This window comes from Labrys sp. WJW (genome assembly GCF_001676615.1).
In the GTDB taxonomy this organism is placed as follows: domain Bacteria; phylum Pseudomonadota; class Alphaproteobacteria; order Rhizobiales; family Labraceae; genus Labrys; species Labrys sedimenti.
Genome location: NZ_LYXZ01000018.1, coordinates 101,376 through 122,702 on the forward strand (window position 1 = coordinate 101,376; position 21,327 = coordinate 122,702).

Consider the following 21,327-nt stretch of genomic DNA (forward strand, 5'->3'; position numbering starts at 1 on the left):
AGACGGCCATCCTTTCGCGGATTATTTGCAGCTAGCAGCAACGCTGGCTGGCGCCGTCATTCGCCCAAAATCTTGAGCGCAGGACGCCCCCGGCCAGCCGAGGTGGGGAACTCATGGTTTTACGGCTCTACGATACCCGTACGCGCGCCAAGGTCGATTTCACGCCGATCGATCCCGATCGGGTGCGTATGTATGTCTGCGGCCCGACCGTCTACGACTTTGCCCATATCGGCAATGCACGGCCGATCATCGTCTTCGACCTGCTGTTCCGCCTGCTGCGCCATGTCTACGGCGCCGCGCATGTCTCTTACGCGCGCAACATCACCGACGTCGACGACAAGATCAACGAGCGCGCGGCCGAGCGCGGCATCACCATCCGCGAACTGACCAATGGTACCCTGGCCCAGTTCCACCAGGACATAAGGGAACTCGGCGTGCTGATGCCCGATCAGGTTAATCAGCCCGGCCAGCCGCCGCAGATGGTCGAGCCGCGCGCGACCGATCATATCGAGGAGATGAAGGCCATCATCGAGCGCCTGGTGGCGCGCGGGGTCGCCTATGTCGCCGAGGAGCATGTGCTGTTCTCCGTGCATGCCATGGAGAAGCTCGCGACAGTACCGCGCTATGGAGCGCTCGCCCGCCGCTCGCTCGACGAGATGCTGGCTGGTGCCCGTGTCGATGTTGCGCCCTATAAACGCGACGCCATGGATTTCGTGCTGTGGAAGCCCTCGCATGGCAATCAGCCCGGCTGGCCGAGCCCCTTGGGCATCGCCACGCCCGGCCGTCCGGGCTGGCATATCGAGTGCTCGGCCATGTCGATGGCGACGCTGCTCACCCCTTATGGCGGTGGCATTGCCTGCGACGATCCGGCCCGCAACGTCTTCGATATCCATGGCGGTGGCATCGATCTCGTCTTCCCGCACCACGAGAACGAGATCGCCCAGAGCTGCTGCGCCTTCGACACGCCGGTGATGGCCAATGTCTGGATGCATAATGGCTTCCTGCAGGTCGAGAGCGAGAAGATGTCGAAGAGCCTCGGCAACTTCATCACCATTCGCGAGCTGCTCGGCAGCGACAGGTTCGGCGGGCGCGCCTGGCATGGCGACGTGCTGAGGCTCGCCATGTTGCGCACCCATTATCGCCAGCCGATCGACTGGACCTTGCAGGCCTTGAACGAGGCCCAGCAGACCCTGCTGCGCTGGTATGAGGAGTTGCCTGCGGGCGGAAATGTCGATGCCGGCGTGATCGAGGCTCTGTCGGACGATCTCAACACTCCAGCCATGCTGGCGCGCCTGCACCAGATCGCCGATCCGGCCGACCGGGCGGCGACGCTCGCCTTTCTGGGCTTCAGCAACGATGCGGCAGCCCTGAAGGGCGACACGCATGTCAGCGATGGCCTGAGGCAGGAGGTCGAGGCGCTTCTGGCGGCCCGCAAGGTGGCACGTGCCGAGAAGAACTGGCCGGAGTCCGATCGCATCCGCGACGAGCTCACCCGGCTGAACATCGCCGTCAAGGACAACAAGGACGGCACCACCAGCTGGGAGGTCAAGCTCTGATGGCCCAATCCATGCCCAAGCCGGGGCTACGCCCCTTCCTGCCCGCCGATGCGCCGATCCTGGCCGAGATCTTCAGGGCCAGTATCCACGAATTGACGGGCGAGGACTATTCCGAAACCCAGCAGGAAGCCTGGGCCGAAGCCGCCGAGGACGAGGAAGCCTGGGGCAAGCGCCTTGCCGGCTGTCTCACCTTGGTTGCGACGGTCGGGGGCTCGCCGGTCGGCTTCATCGCCTTGAAGGGCAAGGAACTGGTCGACCTGCTCTACGTCCATCCCGCGGTTGCCAGGCAGGGCGTGGCCTCGACGCTCTATGGCGCCATCGAGCAACTCGCCAAGGCGCGCGGCGCCACCCAGCTCACCGTCGATGCCAGCGACACTGCCCGTGACTTTTTCCAAAGGCAGGGTTTCGTGCCCCAGCAGCGCAACACCGTGTCGCTCGGCGACGAATGGCTCGGTAACACCACCATGAAGAAGGCGCTCGTGGCCCCGCCCGATGCGAGCCGGCAATGACGCGCGATCGTCTCTATCTGTTCGACACCACCCTGCGCGACGGCGCCCAGACCACGGGCGTCGACTTCTCGCTCGCCGACAAGCAGGCGATCGCGCGCCTGCTCGACGATCTCGGCGTCGACTATGTCGAGGGTGGCTATCCCGGCGCCAATCCGCTCGACACGCAGTTCTTCAGCCAGCGGAGCGGTCTCAAGGCGAAGTTCACCGCCTTCGGCATGACCAAGCGGGCCGGGCGCTCGGCCGCCAACGACCCTGGCGTCGCCGGCCTCCTGGATGCGCAGGCCGACGCGATCTGCTTCGTGGCCAAGAGCTGGGACCACCAGGTGCGCATGGCCCTCGGCATCAGCCTGGAAGAGAATCTCGATTCGATCCGCGACAGCGTCGCCACCGCCAAGGCGCGCGGGCGCGAGGTGCTGCTCGACTGCGAGCATTTCTTCGATGGCTACAAGGCCAATCCCGACTATGCGCTCGCCTGCGCCCGCACGGCCCATGAAGCCGGTGCGCGCTGGGTGGTGCTATGCGATACCAATGGCGGCACCCTGCCGCATGAGGTCGAGCGCATCGTCGGCGAGGTGACCAAGGCGATTCCGGGCAGCCATCTCGGTATCCATGCCCACAACGATACCGAGCAGGCCGTCGCCAATTCGCTGGCGGCTGTCCGGGCGGGGGTGCGCCAGATCCAGGGTACGCTGAACGGGCTTGGCGAGCGCTGCGGCAACGCCAATCTCACCTCGCTGATCCCGACGCTGCTGCTCAAGCCCGCTTATGCCGAGCGCTTCGAGATCGGCGTGGATGCGGCCAGGCTCGAAAGCCTCACGCGCGTCTCGCGCAAGCTCGACGAACTGCTCAACCGCATGCCCGACCATCATGCGCCCTATGTCGGTTCCTCGGCCTTCGCCACCAAGGCCGGCATCCATGCCTCGGCCGTGATGAAGGATCCTTCGACCTATGAGCACGTGCCGCCCGAGAGCGTGGGCAACCGGCGCAAGCTGCTGGTTTCGGACCAGGCCGGCAAGTCGAACATCCTGGCCGAACTGGAGCGCCTGGGCCTCGCGATCGACAAGGACGATCCGCGCCTCTCGCGCCTGCTCGGCGCGCTGAAGGACAAGGAAGCGCAGGGCTATGCCTATGAGGGCGCCGATGCTTCCTTCTTCCTCCTGGCCAAGCGCATTCTCGGCAGCGTGCCGGAGTTCTTCTTCGTCGAGCGTTTCAGCGTCAATGTCGAGCGGCGCTGGAACGAGCGCGGGGAGCTCGGCGTGTTCTCCGAGGCCATCGTCAAGGTCAGGGTCGGTGCCGAGGAACTGATCTCCGCGGCCGAGGGACATGGCCCGGTGAACGCCCTCGACACGGCGCTCCGCAAGGATTTGGGCAAATACCAGTCGGTCATCGAGGACCTGAAGCTGATCGACTACAAGGTCCGCGTCTTCCAGGGCGGTACGGATGCCGTGACGCGGGTGCTGATCGAATTCCAGGACGCCGCCGGCGACCGCTGGGCCACCGTAGGCGTCTCCGACAACATCATCGACGCTTCCTTCCAGGCCCTGGTGGATTCGATGACCTACAAGCTGCTCAAGGCCGGCGCGGAGGTGTGAAAAGGGAGTGTCGACCTCCAGGTCGACATCTTCAGGCACATGTCGACCTGGAGGTCGACACTCCATCGCTCAGCGCCGGATCGCTTCGGCGTTGATATCGATGCGCACGACGTCGCCGATCAGGGGGATGAAGGCCTTCATGCCGAAATCCGAACGCCGGATCGTCGTGGTGGCCGTGAAGCCGGCGACCATGCGGTTGCCGCGCAATGGATCCGGTGCGACGCGGTTGAAGGTGGTTCGCAGCGTCACGGGCCTGGAGATCCCCAGCAGTGTCAGGTCACCGCTGAGATCGGCGCTGCGCGGGCCACGGCGCTTCACCTTCGTGGTCCGGAAGGTGATCGTCTGATGGCGAGCGACGTCGAAGAACTCGCTCGACGTCAGATCTCCGTCGCGCGCAGCTACTCCCGTATCGACGCTGGACGCCTCGATCGCCACCTCGACCAGGCTTTGCTCGGGATGTACCTCGTCGAGTGTCAGCACGCCCTTCAATTGGCGGAAGCTGCCGGAGACGGTGGAATAGCCGAGATGGTCGATGTGGAAGATCGTCTGGGTATGCTCGGGATCGAGATCGTAGAGATCGCCTGCCAGGACAGGGGACGTAAGGCAGGTACTGAAAAACAGCGCCGCCGCGCTCGCCTGGAAAAACTGCCTCATCGCATTGTCCATGCCGCCCGATCGCAAAACACCGTGGCATGAACACCCGAGGCCGCGATCCTATTCGACCGCAACCCCTGGAGGCGGCTTCAGAGCGTCTCGGGTGCGACGCTCATTGCCATTTCGGCGCGCGAGATCTTTTCGATCGCTGCCGTGACCATCGGCACGACCTCTTCGGGTGTGTTGGCCACCAGCACGTCCACGGCGGTTTCGGGCCGAATGAAGCCCTCCTCGCGCATATGGTCGAGAATGTCGAGGAACCGTGTCCAGAAGCCGTCGATATTGACCAGCACGATCGGCTTCTTGTGCTGGCCGAGCTGGGCCCAGGTGAGCTGCTCGACCAGTTCCTCCAGGGTGCCGACGCCACCGGGAAGGGCGACAAAGGCATCGGCCCGCTCGAACATCAGGCGCTTGCGCTCATGCATGTCCTTGGTGACGATGAGTTCCTCGACCTCGGTGAGCATGCGCTCGCGCCGCTGCAGGAAGGTCGGGATGATGCCGGTGACCTGGCCGCCATTCTCGATGACGGCGCGGGCGACCGTGCCCATCAGGCCGACATTGCCGCCGCCATAGACGAGGCGGATGCCGCCGGCCGCCATGTCCCGGCCGAGGCGCTCGGCGCCGGCGACATAGTCGGGACGGGTGCCATTGCTGGAGCCGCAATAGACGCAAATCGAACGAAGCTTTGTCATGCCCCCGGTTTCGCATCGCAGCAGGGGCGGGGTCAAGCCGCTTTGCCGGAAGCATGTGCCGTGGGCGGCGCGCTATTTGCGGCAGACCCTGTCGAGGAGGGCATCCAGATCGCGGAAGCGGCCCGTCGAGACCATGACGGTTTCGGGCGTGGCGGAACTGCCTGCTTTCGGGCCGATGGTAAAGCGCAGGGAGCGACTCGAGCCGAGCGAGCAGAAGGCGGTGGGGGCAAGGGCGATTGTCAGGGCCGGGGCAGGTGGCAGGATATTCCCGGGCGTATCCGAGAGAGCAAGCGTATCGTCGATCTGGAAGATTGCGACGAGGTCGGCGACGGGCAAGGCGACGTCGCCGATCGACGGCGTTATGCTGGCCTGTACGCCGTTGCCCTCTGCGGCCTGCCGCAGCTCGATATGCGAGATCATGGCCTTGCCCTCGAACAGTCCCGCCGGCACATCGGCGGTAGATGTGGCGGAGGCGATGACGGGCGGGGGTGTCTTCGGAACCTCCAGTGCCGCCTGGAGCTTGAGAATCTGCCCTCTCGCATCCTGGCCGTCCGTGATGATCTTCGTCGCCAGGAGTTCACTGCGGTCCATGACGTGGATGTCGTTGTTGCCCGCAAGCTGAACCAGCTCGTTGATACCGGGATCGATGCCCATTTCGTCGAAAAATCGGGCAGCCTGGTCATATTGCGCCTGTGTCGTCTTTACCTTGATCCGGCTGACCGACACAATGTCCCGCCGGATGACGCGTCCGTTGAGCGTGGTCTGGCGCCAGCGTGTCAGAGTCCGGGAAGTGGCGAATTGATGCACACCGACCGGGCTGACCCAAAAGACGTGGCGCGCGACGCCGCCGGCCAGCACGAACACACAGGCCGAATTGCAAAAGGCTCCCACATTGTTGGCGAAGCCGCGACGGCCCTTCATCAGGGTGTCGGTGCATTTCGTCTCCCCTGGCGCGCAGGGAGCCAACACTGTCCGACCGACAGTGACCTCCAGGCCCGCCCGGCGAATCAGGCGTCCCATGGCGTAGCCTGCGGCGACGTCTCCGCCGGGTGAGGTGAGGATGAAGGGCAGCTTCCTGCCCCCGGTGGCTTTGAGGACCTTGCGCAGCAGCGCCGGCGTCGCGGCGGTGATGTCACCCTCTGCGGAAATCCATTCGGCGCAGCTGGGTTCGCAATCCGCTGCTGCACTGCGCACGATGAGAATGCGCATCGCCGCGCTTTTCGAACGTGTTCCAGCCGCTGTTTGGCCAGCTTGCGATGATAGGATTCCAAAAAGAATTGTCAGGCAAAGAGCAGATACAAACAGCGCCGTTCGTTTCATGGAACCTTCCGATCAAGCCCATGCGATGAAGAATATCGTGCGTTCCTCGAATTTCATCACAATTCTGCGGCAATGGCGCTGCAGTCGGTCGATACCGGCACGCGCCGGATATGATACGGTTGCAGGTGAAGTAAACCGGCGCGATACTTTGTTTGCCCGACATCTCGGCGGCGTGGCCTTTCGTCTTGCAGGCGGAGCGGGTAAGTAGAATTCGATGAAACGATGCGCGTTCTTGCATCGGGAGTAGATGATGGCAGTGGGCTGGAAGAGTCTGGCTGGAATAGTGGGAGCAGCGAGCGTTGTCAGCGTCGGTACGCTTTATAGCGTGCTGGTGCGCGAGCCTGCACGGTCGCCGTCGCCGCTTGGCGGCGATACCAAGCCGGCGGTCACCGCCAATCCTCCTGCCGGCACGGCACAAAAGCCGATGCCGACCGACGGCCAGGTAGCCGGCAAGCCGGGATCGAGCGCTTCGGAGGCCGCCAAGACTGCCGGAGGCAATGTCGAGGCGGCCAAGACCGACGCCGCGAAAGCTCCGACGGCCGCTGCCGAAGCGCCCAAGCCCGATTCCGGAAAGCCCGACACTGGCAAGACACAGGCGGCTCCGTCGAACATTGCCAAAACTGAAGCAGCCCAACCCCAGCCTCCCAAGCCCGAGACGCCGAAGCCGGATGCGGCCAAGGGGCAGATTGCCCCGACCTTCGACATTGCCCGCATCGAGCCGGCCGGCAGCGCGGTGATCGCCGGGCGGGCCGCTTCCGGCGCCACGGTGGAATTGCTGCGCAACGGCAATCCCTATGCCCGCGTGGTCGCCGACATCAATGGAACCTGGGCGATCACGCCGCCGGCCTTGCCGAAAGGCCCCTGCGAGCTGACCCTGCGCACCACCTCGCCGGACGGCAAGGTGACCTTGTCCGAACAGACCCTCTCCGTGCGCGTTCCCGAAAAGCCGGGCGAAGAGGTGGTGGTCGTCCTCAACACGCCCGACCAGCCCTCCAAGGTCCTGACCGATGCGGCGCAGCCGGCAGGCAAGGCACCCGAGCAGCCGGCAACGCCGGCTCCGGCAAGCGTATCTGCCAATGCGGACAAGGCATCTTCGCGGGCCAATGTCTCGATCCGGACCGTCGAAGCGGACGAGATGGGCCGCTTCTTCGTGACGGGCCGGGCCGAACCGGGGGCTGCCCTGCGCATCTATCTCAACGATACGCTGGTAACGGGCGTGACCGCGGCCAAGGACGGCACCTTCGGCATGACCATCGAGAAGGGCATGCAGCCGGGTAATTATCGGGTGCGTGTCGACGATGTCGCCGCTGCCAACGGGCAGGTGATGACACGGGCCGAGGTACCCTTCACCATGGTCGACAAGGCACCTACGGCCTCGGCTCCGGCCGTGGTGGCGGCGATCGCCACACCGTCGCGTTCGGGGGCGAGCCGCAGCGGAGAGCCGGCTGCAACACCGTCCCAGCCGGCGACCAGGCCGTCGACCGCCATGCCCGGCGCTGCCACCCCGATACCAGGTAAACCGCTTCCTGGCGAAACGGCTCCTGGCAGCAAGACGCAGCCGGCCGCGGCTTCCGTACCGGCCCAGGGGGCCTCTCCGGCAACGGAGTCCGGCAGCCCGGGAGCAGGCGCTACGGGAGCTGCCTTGTCTCCGACTCAGGCGGAAGCCGCACCGCCGGCCTCCGGCAATGCCGTGGTGCCGAAGTCTGCTACGACGCCATCCGCCTCCAACCCTGCGACGCCCGCCACGGAGCCGGTGCAGACGAGCGAGGCCAAACCGGCCCAGCCTTCGCCGCCGCCCTCGGTAGCGGTCATCCCGGAGATCCGCACCACGACGATCGTGCAGGGCGACAATCTTTGGCGGATTTCACGTAAGGTCTATGGCCAGGGCATCCGCTATACCTGGATTTACGACGCCAATACCGATCAGATCCGCAACCCCAACCTGATCTATCCAGGGCAGATCTTCGTCATGCCGGATAAGAAAGCCCCCTGAGTCGAACGGGCTGCGGGCCTGGCCCAAGGCCCGGCATAACGAGATTTCGTCGCAAGACGCTTGCGGTCACGGCGTTCCAGACCTAACTACGCAGCGTCATCGAGAGCAAAGCGCATTCATGCCTGAACGCTTTTTGCTCCGATTCTTTGTTTCGACGCGTCTTTGCGATTCGAGGCGATTCAGTCAAATCGCAAAACGCTTTGGAAAACTCCTGATGCCGGCGCTCTCCGCTCTCCGGCCGAAAGATCGTTGATGCCGTCCGCCGACCCTTCCGCCGCTCCCAAGCGCGTCAGCGCAGACCAGGGTGCCTTTCTCCAGACCATGAAGCATTTGTGGCCCTATATGTGGCCACAGGACCGTGCGGACCTGCGCATGCGGGTGGTATGGGCCTTCGTGCTCCTGCTGCTGACCAAGCTCATCACCCTGGTCGTGCCCTACACGCTCAAATGGGCGACCGACGGCCTGGCAGCCGTCGGCGGCGGGCGCGAGCTCACGGGCCATACGCTCGCGGTGATGCTGGCCGGTGTGCCCCTCACCATGCTGGTGGCCTATGGCGCAGCACGCATCCTGATGACGGCAATCTCGCAATGGAAGGACGGGCTGTTCGCCGCCGTGTTCATGTATGCCGTGCGGCGGCTGGCGATCGAGACGTTCGAGCATATCCATAATCTCAGCCTGCGCTATCATCTCGAGCGCAAGACCGGTGGCCTGTCGCGGGTGATCGATCGCGGGCGCACCGGCATCGAGAACATCGTCCGCTTCGCCACCATCAACATCCTGCCGACCATCGTGGAGCTGGCGCTCTATCTGGTCATGCTGGTGCTGCAATTCGACTGGCGCTATGCGCTGATCGTGCTCGTCACCACGGCGGTCTATGTCTGGTTCACCGTCAAGGCGACGGAATGGCGGATCAGCATCCGCCGCGAGATGAACGATTCCGACACCGACGCCAACCAGAAGGCGATCGACAGCCTGCTCAACTACGAGACTGTCAAGTATTTCTCCAACGAGGACCGCGAGCTCGCCCGCTACGACCGCGCCATGGCGTCCTACGAGAAGTCGGCGATCCGGACCTATATCACCCTGACCTGGCTCAATATCGGCCAGGGCATCATCTTCATGGCGGGCATGCTGGCTTCGCTGCTGCTGGCGGGCCTGGGCGTCTATCACGGCGTCAACACCGTCGGCGACATCGCCTTGCTCAACGTGATGTGGCTGCAGCTCTCCACGCCCTTGAACTTCCTCGGCTTTGCCTATCGCGAGATCAAGCAGGGCATCACCGATATCGAGACCATGTTCGAACTGCTCGACAAGGACGCCGAGGTGAAGGACCGGCCGGGCGCCCAGCCGCTCGAGGTGCGCGAGGGCCGCGTAACCTTCGAGAACGTGGTGTTCAATTACGACCCCGACCGGCCGATCCTGCAGGGGCTTTCCTTCGACGTGCCGGCGGGCCGCACGGTGGCGATCGTCGGCCCCTCGGGTGCCGGCAAATCGACCATCTCGCGCCTGCTCTTCCGCTTCTACGACGTCAATGGCGGGCGCGTCATGATTGATGGGCAGGATGTGCGCGAGGTCACCCAGAAATCACTGCGCGCCGCCATCGGCATGGTGCCGCAGGATACGGTGCTGTTCAACGACACCATCCGCTACAACATCCGCTATGGCCGGTGGGATGCCACCGACGCGGAAGTGGAGGAGGCGGCTCGCCTCGCCCAGATCGACACCTTCATCCGCCGCATGCCCAAGGGCTATGAAACGGAAGTCGGCGAGCGTGGCCTTAAATTGTCGGGCGGCGAGAAGCAGCGTGTCGCCATCGCACGCACCATCCTCAAGGGGCCTCCGGTGCTGGTGCTGGACGAGGCGACCTCCGCGCTCGACAGCTACACCGAGATGGAGATCCAGGCGGCGCTCGAGCGCATTTCGGAAAACCGCACCACGCTGGTGATTGCCCACCGACTCTCGACGGTGGTGAATGCCGACGAGATCATCGTGCTCGACAAGGGGGTGATCGTCGAGCGGGGCAATCATGAGGAATTGCTGGCTTTCGGCGGCGTCTATGCCGGCATGTGGAACCGCCAGCGCGAGGCCGACGAGGCTCGCGAGAAGCTCCAGCGCACCCAGGACGATGCCTCGCCGGCAGCCGATTATCGCGACGCACTGGCCGGATAGGCGGTACGGAAGTCCCGTTTTCGTGCTAAGGGCGAACGGCTTGGTCGGTGCGGAGGCTCCATGACGGGCTGGAAGCTTCAGCCACCTTTTCCGCAGTCTGCCCGTCGGCATTCCTTCCTGACGTCCGGGGCCATGGCGCCGACCTTGGGCGCGCACCCCCTGGTCAGCATCGTCATGCCGGTCCACAACCGGGTGCGCTACTGCGCCGAGGCGATCGACAGCATATTGAGCCAGACGCTGGCCGATTTCGAGCTCGTCATCGTCGATGACGGCTCCACGGACGGCACCTCCGCCTTCCTCGAATGGTATCGCGGCCTGGATGCGCGCATCCGGCTATTCCGCAACGAGGTCAATCGGGGTGTCTCCACCAGCCTGAACCACGGTATCGCGCAGGCACGCTGCGATCTCGTCGCCCGCATGGATTCCGACGATATCGCCCTGCCCGAAAGGCTCGAGCGCCAGGTCGCGTTCATGGCCGATCATCCCAAGATTTTGGCGGCTGGCACTGCTCTTAGGATGATCGATGCGGGAGGAAACATCGTCGGTCCGCCGTCGGAGGTCGAAACCGATCCGCAGATCCTGCACTCCCGTCCGAGCCTGGCCCATCCGACCACCATATTGCGGCGCGAGGCCGTGCTGAGCGTCGGGGGCTATCGACCTGCCTTCGATCATGCGGAGGATGTCGATTTGTGGTTCCGTATCGGCGAGATCGGCATGCTGGGCAACCACCCCGAGGTTCTGCTGCACTATCGCGCTCACGCCGGCAACGTCCATCAGACCCAGCGCCGTCGCCAGTCATTCCTGGCTGAAATGGCGGCGTTGGCCGCCTATCGGCGGCGGAATGGCTGGGGTGATCCGGTGGATGCCGAAACCCGCTATGAGGAGGCCGAATTGGCAGAACTTCTGGGTTGGAGCGAGAAGGCGCGACAGGCCTTCCTTCGGCGCATGGAGGCGTAGGGGAGGGCGATCCCGGCCTCAGTTCAGCCCCGGTTCATCTTGTAGGCTGCTTATTCACCCGGCTGGGTGCATAGTCTTGCGTTACAGGATCCCTCTTCATGTCGACCCGACGTCGTTTTCTCGCTGGAGCTGCCGCCGCCGGCGCCACCATGCTTGCCGCTCCTGCACTGGCGCAGAACCTGATCGAATGGCGGATGGCGACGGCCTGGCCGAAAGGCCTGCCGGGAGCGGGCACCGGCGCTCAGCGCCTGGCCGATCGGATCGGCGTGCTCACCCAGGGCCAACTCACCATCAAGCTCTATGCGGCCGGCGAACTGGTGCCGGGAGACCAGAACATGGCCGCCGTGATGTCGGGCGAGGTGGAGATGTCGCATGACATGTCGGCCTATTATCTTGCCAAATCGCCGGCCTTCGCCTTCTTTTCAGCCATTCCCTTCGGCCTGATCGCCCAGGAGTTCGATGCCTGGATCTATGCCGGCGGGGGCAGGGCGCTATGGGACGAACTGGGCGGACAGTTCGGCATCAAGGCCTTTGCGGCCGGCAATACCGGGGCGCGCCTGGGTGGCTGGTTCCGTCGGGAAATCAACAATGTCGCCGATCTCAAGGGCCTGCGTTTCCGCATCGGCGGCCTGGCCGGCCAGGCCCTCGCCAGGCTCGGCGTTCAGCAGGTGCTGATGCCTGGTTCCCAGATCCTTCCCAAACTCCAGGCCGAGGAACTGGATGCGGCGGAGTTCATGGGACCGGTCAACGATCTCAGCTTCGGTTTCCAGAATGCCGCCAAGTTCTGCTACTGGCCCGGATTCCAGGAACCTTGCGCGGCGCTGCAGCTCCAGGTCAACCGTGCCAAGTTCGACGACTTGCCGGCCACCCACAAAGTGGCGATCGAGGTCGCCTGCGCCGAGGAAAATGCCCGCTCCCTGGCCGAATACGGCGCCCGGGCGCCCGCGGCGATCGCCCAGGCGGTGACTCAGCAGGGCGTTGTTCTCAAGCAGTTCCCCGACGAGGTGTTTCAGGCCTTCGGTACGGCCAGCGGGCAGGTTCTGAGCGAAATCATCGAAAATGGCGACGAGTTCATGCGTCGCCTCGCTGCCTCTTATTTCGGCTTCCGCCAGCAGACCCTGCTGTGGACCCGTATTGGTGACCAGGGTTACGCCAATATGCGCCTGCTCTCCTATGACTATCCCAAAGGCAGCTGATTGCTTCCTTGGCCTGCCGGCGGGTGCCGATCCTGCCAATTCTTGTCTGTGTTTTGGGTCCGAGCTTGGCGCTCGAGAGGCAGGGTTACCGTGTAGCGTTGTTTTTACCATTTGTATACGATTGGTATGACGTAAAGTTATTTTCTTATCTCTTGGCAAGACAACTTCGAAGTTTTCGATCGTTTGCCTGTAGAAAACCATCTATCGATTACCTTTGAATGCAAATATGCGTCGCTTCATGGGAATTCCCTATCTAAGCATACGAGGAATGTTCAAACTTTATCGAATGTTTCGGTGGATCAGTTTATTGAGGTGGTGGGATTGATTACGTGGTTAACCGTTTATTCATGATGATATACGGTGATGGGTTGATTGGCGGAGGTTGTTTGGCGTAAGGTTCGGCTCCGGGGCGGCGCCCTCGTATAGGGGTTCAGTGGGGGCGCTGGTCTATGGCGTGGGGCGATCGACAAGCGATGAGGGGGCTCAGCAGGCTGGAACGCCTGATGCCGGCGCGGCGGCGCCTGGCCAGGGGGCTCGCCCTGTCGGTGGCTGTCGCGGCGCTCATTGCCGGAGCCAAGCCTCAGCCTGCCGCAGCCTTCAAGCTCTTCGGCTATAATTTCTTCGGATCGGACGAGAAGCCGGTCTCACCCGACGCCCAGACCTACAAGATCGAAGTGGTGATCGCAGGCGGGGACAAGACGATCAAGTCGGCGGTCGAGGGTGCATCCTCCCTCTATAGCGGCAAGGACGAGACGCCGCCGCCGAGCACGCCCGCCTTCCTCTCCAAGGCGCGAACCGAATATGATCGCATTCTCGGCACGCTCTATGCCAATGCGCGCTATGGCGCCTCCATCTCGATCATGGTCAATGGGCGCAAGCTCGAGGATATTCCCATCGACGCCACCTTGCCGCATCCGGTTCCGGTGGTGATCAACGTCAATCCCGGTCCCGTCTTCACCTTCGGCCGGATCAGGATGGAGAACCGGGCGCCGCATAGCCCGATCGACGACATTCCCAAGACCAAGACGCCCGAGCGTCTCGGCCTGGAACCGGGGCATCAGGCCAATTCGGACATCGTCCTGTCGGCGGAACAGGCGATGATCGATGCCTGGCGGCGCCAGGGCTATCCCAAGGCCAAGGCCCTGCCGCGCGTCATCACAGCCGACCACGTCAACAACAGGCTCGATGTCACGCTGGCGGTCGAGCCGGGGCGCCTAGCCCATTATGGGCGCATGACCGTCGACGGCACCAAGGACATGAATCCGGCTTTCGTGGCGCGCCAGACCGGGCTCCGGCCCGGCGATCAGTACGATCCGGCCGAGATCGAACTCGCCAAGCGGCGCCTGCAGCGCCTGCAGGTGTTCTCCACCACCAGCATCGTGGAGGGCGATGCGATTGCAGCTGACAGCACCATGCCGCTGATGGTCACCGTGTCTGAACGCCCACTGCATGTTTTCGGTGCGGGCGCCGAATATTCCACCACCGACGGCATCGGCCTCAATGGGTATTGGGAGCACCGCAACCTGTTCGGCGAGGCCGAGCGCCTGCGTTTCGATGCAACGGTCGCGGGGGTCGATTCGGCCGATCCGACCAAGTTCACCTATTCCGGCGGCGTTACCTTCGTGAAGCCGGGGATCTTCGACCCCTTCACCGACCTCACTGCGCAGTTGCTGGCCAAGCGCGAGGTCTATGATCCCTATTCCCAGAATACGTTCCGCGCCCGCGTTGGGCTTGCCCACGAGTTCTCCGAACGGTTGACCGGCAAGATTGCCATCAATGGCGAATACGACCAGGTCGAGGATTTCTACGGCAAGCGCAATCTCGTACTGTTCAGCCTGCCCGGCGAGCTCGCCTATGACACCACCGACGACAAGCTGGAGCCGACGCGCGGCTATCGCCTGAAGGGCACGCTCGAGCCATTCTACGAGGCCAAGTTCGGCAATTTCGGCGCGGTGACGCGTATCGACGGTTCGGCCTATTTCTCCTTCGATGCGATGGGGCGCTACGTCTTGGCCGGCCGGGTTGCGGTCGGCTCCATCGTCGGTGCGCCTGCCAGCGAATTGCCCGGTGATCGCATGTTCTATGCGGGCGGCGGCGGCTCGGTGCGCGGCTATGATTTCCGCAGCCTCGGTCCCAAGCTCGACAGTGGCTTCGTCGTGGGCGGCCGCTCCTTGCTGGAGGGCTCGCTCGAAATGCGCATCAAGGTCACCGACAGCATCGGCATCGTGCCCTTCGTCGATGCTGGCAGCGCCTTCTCCAGCGCCTATCCCTCCTTCGACGAGGACATGAAGATCGGTGCCGGTATTGGTTTGCGCTATTATACCAGCCTCGGGGCGATCCGCGTGGACATCGCCAGGGGCCTCACGCCCGTCAAGGGCTTCGTCATCGAGGATGGCAAGGTCAAGAAGAAGAATACACCGCCTTTCGCCCTTTATATCGGATTGGGAGAAAGCTTCTGATGCGGCGCCGGATCGTTCTCTTCACTGCCGTCGCGGTGGTGGCTGTTCCCCTCGGACTCAAGGCGCTCGCGCCGGCGCGCGCCGATGACGCCAGCGAGAAGTCCTGGTTCATCACTTATGTCGAGGACACCATCTCGACACCGGACCAGAAGATTTCGCTCGGCCAGATCGATGGCGCCCTTTCGTCTGATGTGAAGATCTCTTCCATCACCATCGCCGACCGGCAAGGCGTGTGGCTGACCATCAAGGACGCCCATCTGGTCTGGAGCCGGCTTGCCCTGATGAGCAAGAAGCTCGATGTCGACCTCCTGGAAGCCGGTTCGATCGAGATCACGCGCAAGCCCAATCCGCCCCAGGGCGTGCAGCCGGCCGCCAGCGAGGGCGGCTTCTCCCTGCCCGAACTGCCGGTTTCGGTGAAACTCGGCAAGCTTGCCGTGCCTGTGGTCAAGCTCTCTGCGGCACTGGCCGGAGAGGATACGGTGTTCGACGTCGGCGGCAATGCCCTGCTGGCGGACGGCAAGCTGCATTCGGAATTGCTGATCAAGCGTACGCAACCGGCCGGCGGCGATCTCACCTTCACCGCTGATTTCGACAATGCTACCAAGCAATTGGGCCTCAATCTTTCGCTGCAGGAACCGCATGGCGGCTTCCTGAGCAGCATGCTGAAGGTGCCCGGCTCGCCGCCGCTCGGCTTCACCATCGTCGGTTCCGGGCCCCTCGACAATTTCGCCGCCGATATCGCCCTTTCGGCCGATGGCAACAAGCTGTTCGGCGGCAAGACGACGCTTGCCCAGGGCGCCAATGGCGTCACCTTCAAGGCCGATCTCGGGGGCAATCTGGAACGGCTGGTCGATCCGGCCTATGCCGATTTCGTCCGGGGCCAGTCGGCCCTCTCGATCGAGGGCGGCCAGGTTGCGGGCGGTGGCTATGAACTCAAGCATGCGACCGTTAAATCCGGCGTGCTGGACCTGGCCCTCGCGGGTACGCTATCGCCCGATGCCTTTCCGACCAAGCTCAAGCTGGACGGCAAATTCGGAGCCGAGGATGGCCACGACATCCTGTTGCCGGGAGGCAATGCCCGCATCAGGGGAATGACCCTGGCCGCCCAGTTCGGCGATGGTGGCTGGACCGCGAATTTCGATCTGCAGAAGCTGGTTGCCGGGACTGTCGCCGCCGAGAGCGCCACCATCAAGGCCGGCGGTGATGCCCAGAACCTCGCCGATCCGCAAAAACGCAGTCTCACCTTCAAGGTGGACGGGCGGGGCGACAAGCTCAGTTCGTCCGATGCCGGGCTTGCCAAGGCGCTCGGCAGCAGCCTCGGCCTCACCGCAGCCGGCAAGTGGCAGGCGGGGCAGCCTGTGGTCGTCGACGGCGTGCGTCTCGCGGCAAACGCCTTCCAGGCCGGCTTCACCGGTATCGTTGGTACCAAGATGAGCGGCATCTACTCGCTGGCCACGCCCGATATCTCGGTATTCTCCGGCCTTGCGGGACGCGAATTGCGCGGCAAGGCCGATCTGACCGCCAAGGGCGACGTCGCCCTGGCCGGCGGCGGTCTCGCTTTGACCTTCGAAGGCAAGGCCAGCGACATCGTGCTCGGCGATCCGCGCCTCGATGCCGTCCTCAAGGGAGCGACCGATCTCAAGGGCGGTGTCCGGCGTGATGCCGAGGGCCTGCATTTCGACAAGATCACCCTGGGCAACCAGCAGTTCAATGCCTCGGCCGATGGCCTCTATGGCGCCAAGGCGATGGATTTCAAGGCGACTGCCAGCCTCGCCGACATCAAGCTGGTGACGGGTAACGCTTCCGGCGCCGTTGAGGTCAATGCCAGCCTGAAGGGGAGTGCCGAAAAGCCCGACGTCGTCGCCGATCTCGTCGCGCCCAAGCTGATGCTGCAGGGCAAGCCGTTCACCGACGGCAAGGCCAATTTCACCGGCAGTGTCGCCGGCCCCGCCGTCAACGGCGTATTTTCGCTGTCCGGCCAGCTCGACCGCATGCCGGTGAAGGCGGGCGCGACCATCGCCACGCTGGCAGATGGTACCCACCAGATCAACGGCCTCAATGCCAGCGCGGGAGCCGCCCAGCTTGCCGGCGACCTTGCCGTCAACCCGAACGGGCGTGCCAGTGGCCAGCTCAATGCGGCGATCCCGGACATGGCCGCGATTGCGCCGCTGCTGCTGATGAAGGCTTCCGGTTCGCTGACCGCCAATATCGGCCTGTCCGTCGAGGGTAACAAGCAGAACGCCGCGATCAAGGCGCAGGCCAAGGCGCTCAAGATCGAGGCCAACAGCATCGGCTCCGCCACCATCGATCTGACCGGGCGGGATCTCACGGGTGTTCCGGCACTCGCCGGCACAGCCAATGCCGCCAATGTCCAGGCCGGCTCCTTCATCCTCAGCCAGCTGCAGGCCAGCGCCAGGCCGGAGGGCGAGAACGCCACCGCCTTCCAGCTTCAGGGCACCATGCCGAAGGGCAGGCTCGCGCTCGCAGGCGCGGTGAAGCCGGCGGGCGATGGGCTCGACGCCCGGCTCGACAAGCTCGACGTTTCGCAGCAGGGCATCTCCGCCTCCCTTCAGTCACCCGTCACCATCGCCAGCCGCAAGAGCGGGGTCACCATCCCCAAGGCCGTGCTCAGGATCGGGCAGGGCGGCGTCGTGTCCGTCGACGGTAAGGTCGGCGAGACGCTGGCGATGAATATCGTCGTCGGCCAGCTGCCACTGTCTCTGGCCAATATCGCTTCGCCCGGCCTCGGCGCCACGGGCACGCTGTCGGCCAATGTGAAGCTTTCCGGCAAGCCCGCCGATCCGGTGGCGGAGTTCGACGTGAAGGGCAGCGGCCTCGGTGTCGCCGCCGCGAAGGGCTTCGGCATTCCGGCCCTGCAGCTCGCCGCCAATGGCCGCTATGCGGGCAAGGCCGTCACCATCGGCAGCGCCAGCCTGACGGGAGCGGGGGGCCTGTCGGTCACCGCGCGCGGTCACGTGCCCTTGCAGGGGGCGGGCCTTTCCGTCGACGTGCAGGCGTCGGCGCCGCTCGCTCTGGCCAATGGCGCCCTGCGTGATCGCGGCGGCCGCGCCACCGGCACGCTCACCCTCAACGCCAAGGCCGGCGGCTCGATCGCCGCGCCGGCCGTATCCGGCCAGGCCGTGATATCAGGCGGCACGGTGACCGATCCCGAAACGGGCATGAAGCTGACGGGGATCGGCAGCACCATCCGCTTCGATCGCGACCGGGCAACCATTACCCAGTTCAGCGCGACCACCCAGGGCGGCGGTTCGATCGGTGTCAGCGGTTCGGTCGGCTTGAAGCCCGATTTCGCTGCCGACCTGAAGATCACCACGCGCAACGCCAAGCTCACAGACGGCAATCTGGCGACGGCGATCGTCTCCAGCGACATCACGATACGCGGCCCGCTGATGGTCAAGCCGGTCATCGGTGGTCGTATCGAGATCCAGCGTGCCGAGATCACCATTCCCGAGCGCTTTGCCGCCAATGCCGCCATGCTCGGCGTCAAGCATCTCAAGCCGCCGCGTGAGGTGAGCCGGACCCTGGCAAAGGCGAAGGATACCGCCGCGGCCGGCAAGCCCAAGAAGGGCAAGGCCAGTTCCGGCCCCAATGTGGTGCTCGACCTGACCATCGATGCGCCCGCCCGCATCTTCGTGCGTGGCCGTGGCATCGATGCCGAACTCGGCGGCCAGATGGCCCTGAAGGGGTCGGTCGCCAACATATCCCCGGTGGGCTTCCTGGAGATGCGGCGCGGCTCGCTCGACGTCATCGGCCAGCACATCGTGTTCGACTCGGGCAAGGTGACCCTGGTCGGCGATCTCGATCCCAACATCGATTTCGTCGCCTCTACCCGCAACAGCTCGATCACGGTGACGGTGCGCGTGACGGGGCGGGCCTCCGATCCGCAGATCGTGCTCTCCTCGGTGCCCCAGTTGCCGCAGGACGAGGTGATGGCGCGCTTCCTGTTCGGTCGCAGCATCCAGGACCTGTCGCCGCTGCAGCTCGCCCAGCTTGCCACGGCCGTGGCCCAGCTCGCCGGCGGTCCCTCCGGTCCCGGCCTGCTCGACAGTATCCGCAAGTCGACAGGCCTCGACAATCTCGGCGTGGTCACCGATTCCAGCGGCAATGCCGCCGTGCAGGCCGGCACCTATATCGGCGACAAGATCTATCTGGGCGTGACCTCCGGCGTCGGCGGCCAGACCGACGCCACCATCAATCTCGACGTCACCAGGAACCTCAAGCTGCGCGGCCAGGCCGGCACCGACGGCTCGAAGGGCGGCATCTACTACGAACGCGAATATTGAGGAGCGGCGTTCGCGTCAGGATTCGTCAGCAAACGAATCGAACTGGCTCGACCTTTGTCGTTGCCGGGCTCGACCCGGCAATCCAGTTCCCCTTCGCAGATGTCCAAAAACAGGAACGCTGGGTGCCCGGATCAAGCCCGGGCATGACAAAGGCGGCGTTCCAGTTGTTGCCAGCCCATGTCTTAGCGGCCGCCTGCAACGCGCAGGATCGAGCCGGTGACGTAGCTCGCAGCCTCCGACAACAGATAGAGCGTTGCATCGGCAATTTCATCGGCGGCGCCGATACGCTGCATCGGAATGCTCGGCCTGATGCGTTCCACGCGTCCGGCGTCGCCTGTGCTGCGGGCATGGATCTCGGTGTCGACCATGCCGGGCTGGATGGCATTGACACGCACGCCCTCGGTGGCGAGCTCGCGGGCGAGGCCGTAGGTCAATCCGTCGATTGCGGCCTTGGATGCGGCATACCAGACATATTCGCCCGGCGAGCCCAAGGTCGCCGCGGCGGACGACATGTTGACGATCGCCCCGCCCAGGCCGCCCAGCCGGGTCGAAAGCCGTTTGACCGCTTCGCGAGCCACCAGGATGGCGCCGGTGACGTTGACGTCGATCGTCTCGCGTATGACGGCGGGATCGGTGTCGGCGAGCCGTCCGGACTTGCCGGTGATGCCGGCATTGTTGACCAGATGCGTCAGCCTGCCGAAATCGTCGACGGCCGCGAACAGGGCCGCGATGTCGTCTTCCTTGGCCATGTCGCCGGCACGGAGCAGTACCCGCGCACCCGCATGCCGGGCAGCTTCCGCCACGGCCTCGGCCGCGGCATGGTCGCTGCGGTAGTTGATGACGAGGTCGTAGCCGGCTTGGGCAGCCTTGAGCGAGACGGCGGCTCCGATGCCGCGGCTTCCGCCGGTAACGAGAAGGAGAGGGCGCTGCGACATGGAAAACTCCCGGCTTGTGATCGGCCTTGGCTGGCTCAAGGGGATGGACGTGATCTGATCGTTCAGAGAGGGGAGACATCTCCCGGTTCGATGGGAACTGCCTCGCGGATCACCCATTCGGCAATCCCGTCGATGTCGTCGAGCTCGAAGCGCGGCATCGGGAAGGGGCCGGGTGCGTCCGTGGCGATGGCGCGAATATAGGGATCGCCGGGATAGATGTAATCCTTGTCGGTCGCGGTGCGATGCACCTCGATCTTGGGATGCGGATCGCTCTTGAACCCTTCGACGATGACGAGGTCGACCGGCGACAATCGCCGGAGGAGCTCGGTAAGAGGCGGCTCGGGAGCGCCGCGCAGCTCATGCATCAGCGCGAAACGATGGGCCGAGGCGACCAGCACTTCCCGGGCGCCCGATTCACGGTGGATGTAGGAGTCCTTGCCCGGCTTGTCGACATCGAAGGCGTGATGGGCGTGCTTGATGGTCGACACCGTCAGGCCGCGCTGGAGCAAAGCCGGAATCAACGCGGCAATCAGGGTTGTCTTGCCGGCGCCGCTCCAGCCCGACAGGCCCATAAGCCGCATCATGGCGTCGGCCCCTTGCGGATGTGATGCGCCGTGAAGCCCTGCTCCTCGCTGCGTCCTTCGTAGATGTCGCCGGTTTCGCGCGCCAGGTTGGGCAGGTCGATCGCGGCCATCGGATCGGTGCATTCGAGGATGAGGCGATCGCCGGGCGAAAGACGGGCCAGCTCCTTTTGTGCGCGCAGCACGGGCAGCGGGCATTTGAGGCCGCGCAGATCGATGCGCAGGGCCGGGGCGGTCGCCGACGGGGAGGACGGATGAGCGGACATATCACCGCTCTAGCGAGCCGGAGGCCGCCATACAACCATTGTGCGTCGTCGCGACGCATCTCCGCCCTGTCGGGGTTGAAGAAATCCCGGAAAAGTCCCTCTGGGCTTGCTCGACATGCCGTTGGCATGGAACATCTCGAGCGG

The 21,327-nt window shown here is 64.4% G+C and carries 15 protein-coding genes; 9 read left to right on the plus strand and 6 right to left on the minus strand.

Annotated elements, in window-relative coordinates; translation table 11 throughout:
• Positions 1-113: 113 nt before the first annotated feature.
• From cysS to cimA, 3 genes are read left to right on the plus strand one after another with little or no spacing between them, the layout of a single operon-like run.
• Entirely contained in the window at positions 114-1,556 is a 1,443-nt protein-coding gene (gene cysS, locus BA190_RS12495) for a cysteine--tRNA ligase (RefSeq protein WP_068287137.1), read from the plus strand.
• Positions 1,556-2,065, plus strand: a complete 510-nt coding sequence (locus BA190_RS12500; protein WP_068287141.1) for a GNAT family N-acetyltransferase — start codon at positions 1,556-1,558, stop codon at positions 2,063-2,065. The genes cysS and BA190_RS12500 overlap by 1 nt, the downstream gene beginning before the upstream one ends.
• Positions 2,062-3,657 (plus strand): citramalate synthase, encoded by a 1,596-nt coding sequence (gene cimA, locus BA190_RS12505; protein WP_068287144.1) that lies wholly within the window; start codon positions 2,062-2,064, stop codon positions 3,655-3,657. Before BA190_RS12500 ends, cimA begins: the two co-directional genes overlap by 4 nt.
• 69 nt (positions 3,658-3,726) lie before the next feature.
• Here the strand turns inward: cimA and BA190_RS12510 are convergent, their stop codons facing one another.
• The 3 genes from BA190_RS12510 to BA190_RS12520 form a co-directional block, all read right to left on the minus strand.
• Positions 3,727-4,311, minus strand: coding sequence for a YceI family protein (locus tag BA190_RS12510; protein ID WP_162275099.1), 585 nt, complete (start codon positions 4,309-4,311; stop codon positions 3,727-3,729).
• Between the two features lie 89 nt (positions 4,312-4,400).
• Positions 4,401-5,003 carry a TIGR00730 family Rossman fold protein gene (locus tag BA190_RS12515; protein WP_068287149.1) on the minus strand — a complete coding sequence of 201 codons (603 nt, stop codon included), beginning with the start codon at positions 5,001-5,003 and terminating at the stop codon, positions 4,401-4,403.
• A 72-nt stretch (positions 5,004-5,075) separates the two neighbouring features.
• Positions 5,076-6,323, minus strand: coding sequence for a hypothetical protein (locus BA190_RS12520; RefSeq protein WP_156771495.1), 1,248 nt, complete (start codon positions 6,321-6,323; stop codon positions 5,076-5,078).
• Between the two features lie 247 nt (positions 6,324-6,570).
• Between BA190_RS12520 and BA190_RS12525 the strand changes: the two genes are divergently transcribed.
• The 6 genes from BA190_RS12525 to BA190_RS12550 all read left to right on the plus strand — a co-directional run bounded on the left by BA190_RS12525 (position 6,571) and on the right by BA190_RS12550 (position 19,401).
• Positions 6,571-8,316: a LysM peptidoglycan-binding domain-containing protein gene (locus BA190_RS12525; RefSeq protein ID WP_082979688.1), complete on the plus strand. Its 1,746-nt coding sequence runs from the start codon at positions 6,571-6,573 to the stop codon at positions 8,314-8,316.
• Positions 8,317-8,568: 252 nt separating this feature from the next.
• Complete coding sequence (locus tag BA190_RS12530; RefSeq protein WP_068287159.1) at positions 8,569-10,485, plus strand: ABC transporter ATP-binding protein/permease; 1,917 nt, start codon at positions 8,569-8,571, stop codon at positions 10,483-10,485.
• A 60-nt stretch (positions 10,486-10,545) separates the two neighbouring features.
• On the plus strand, positions 10,546-11,442 hold the full coding sequence (locus BA190_RS12535) for a glycosyltransferase (protein WP_068287162.1): 897 nt from the start codon (positions 10,546-10,548) through the stop codon (positions 11,440-11,442).
• A gap of 98 nt (positions 11,443-11,540) precedes the next feature.
• Entirely contained in the window at positions 11,541-12,638 is a 1,098-nt protein-coding gene (locus tag BA190_RS12540; RefSeq protein WP_068287165.1) for a TRAP transporter substrate-binding protein, read from the plus strand.
• Between the two features lie 473 nt (positions 12,639-13,111).
• Positions 13,112-15,097, plus strand: coding sequence for an autotransporter assembly complex family protein (locus tag BA190_RS12545; protein WP_162275101.1), 1,986 nt, complete (start codon positions 13,112-13,114; stop codon positions 15,095-15,097).
• The gene (locus BA190_RS12550; RefSeq protein ID WP_068287168.1) at positions 15,097-19,401 is read left to right on the plus strand and encodes a translocation/assembly module TamB domain-containing protein; all 4,305 of its coding nucleotides are present in this window, start codon (positions 15,097-15,099) and stop codon (positions 19,399-19,401) included. The genes BA190_RS12545 and BA190_RS12550 overlap by 1 nt, the downstream gene beginning before the upstream one ends.
• 182 nt (positions 19,402-19,583) lie before the next feature.
• Here the strand turns inward: BA190_RS12550 and BA190_RS12555 are convergent, their stop codons facing one another.
• The 3 genes from BA190_RS12555 to BA190_RS12565 form a co-directional block, all read right to left on the minus strand.
• The gene (locus BA190_RS12555) at positions 19,584-20,336 is read right to left on the minus strand and encodes an SDR family oxidoreductase (protein ID WP_068287171.1); all 753 of its coding nucleotides are present in this window, start codon (positions 20,334-20,336) and stop codon (positions 19,584-19,586) included.
• Positions 20,337-20,398: 62 nt separating this feature from the next.
• On the minus strand, positions 20,399-20,917 hold the full coding sequence (gene mobB / locus BA190_RS12560) for a molybdopterin-guanine dinucleotide biosynthesis protein B (RefSeq protein ID WP_068287692.1): 519 nt from the start codon (positions 20,915-20,917) through the stop codon (positions 20,399-20,401).
• Positions 20,917-21,183: a sulfurtransferase TusA family protein gene (locus BA190_RS12565; RefSeq protein ID WP_068287174.1), complete on the minus strand. Its 267-nt coding sequence runs from the start codon at positions 21,181-21,183 to the stop codon at positions 20,917-20,919. The genes mobB and BA190_RS12565 overlap by 1 nt, the downstream gene beginning before the upstream one ends.
• Positions 21,184-21,327 lie beyond the last annotated feature (144 nt).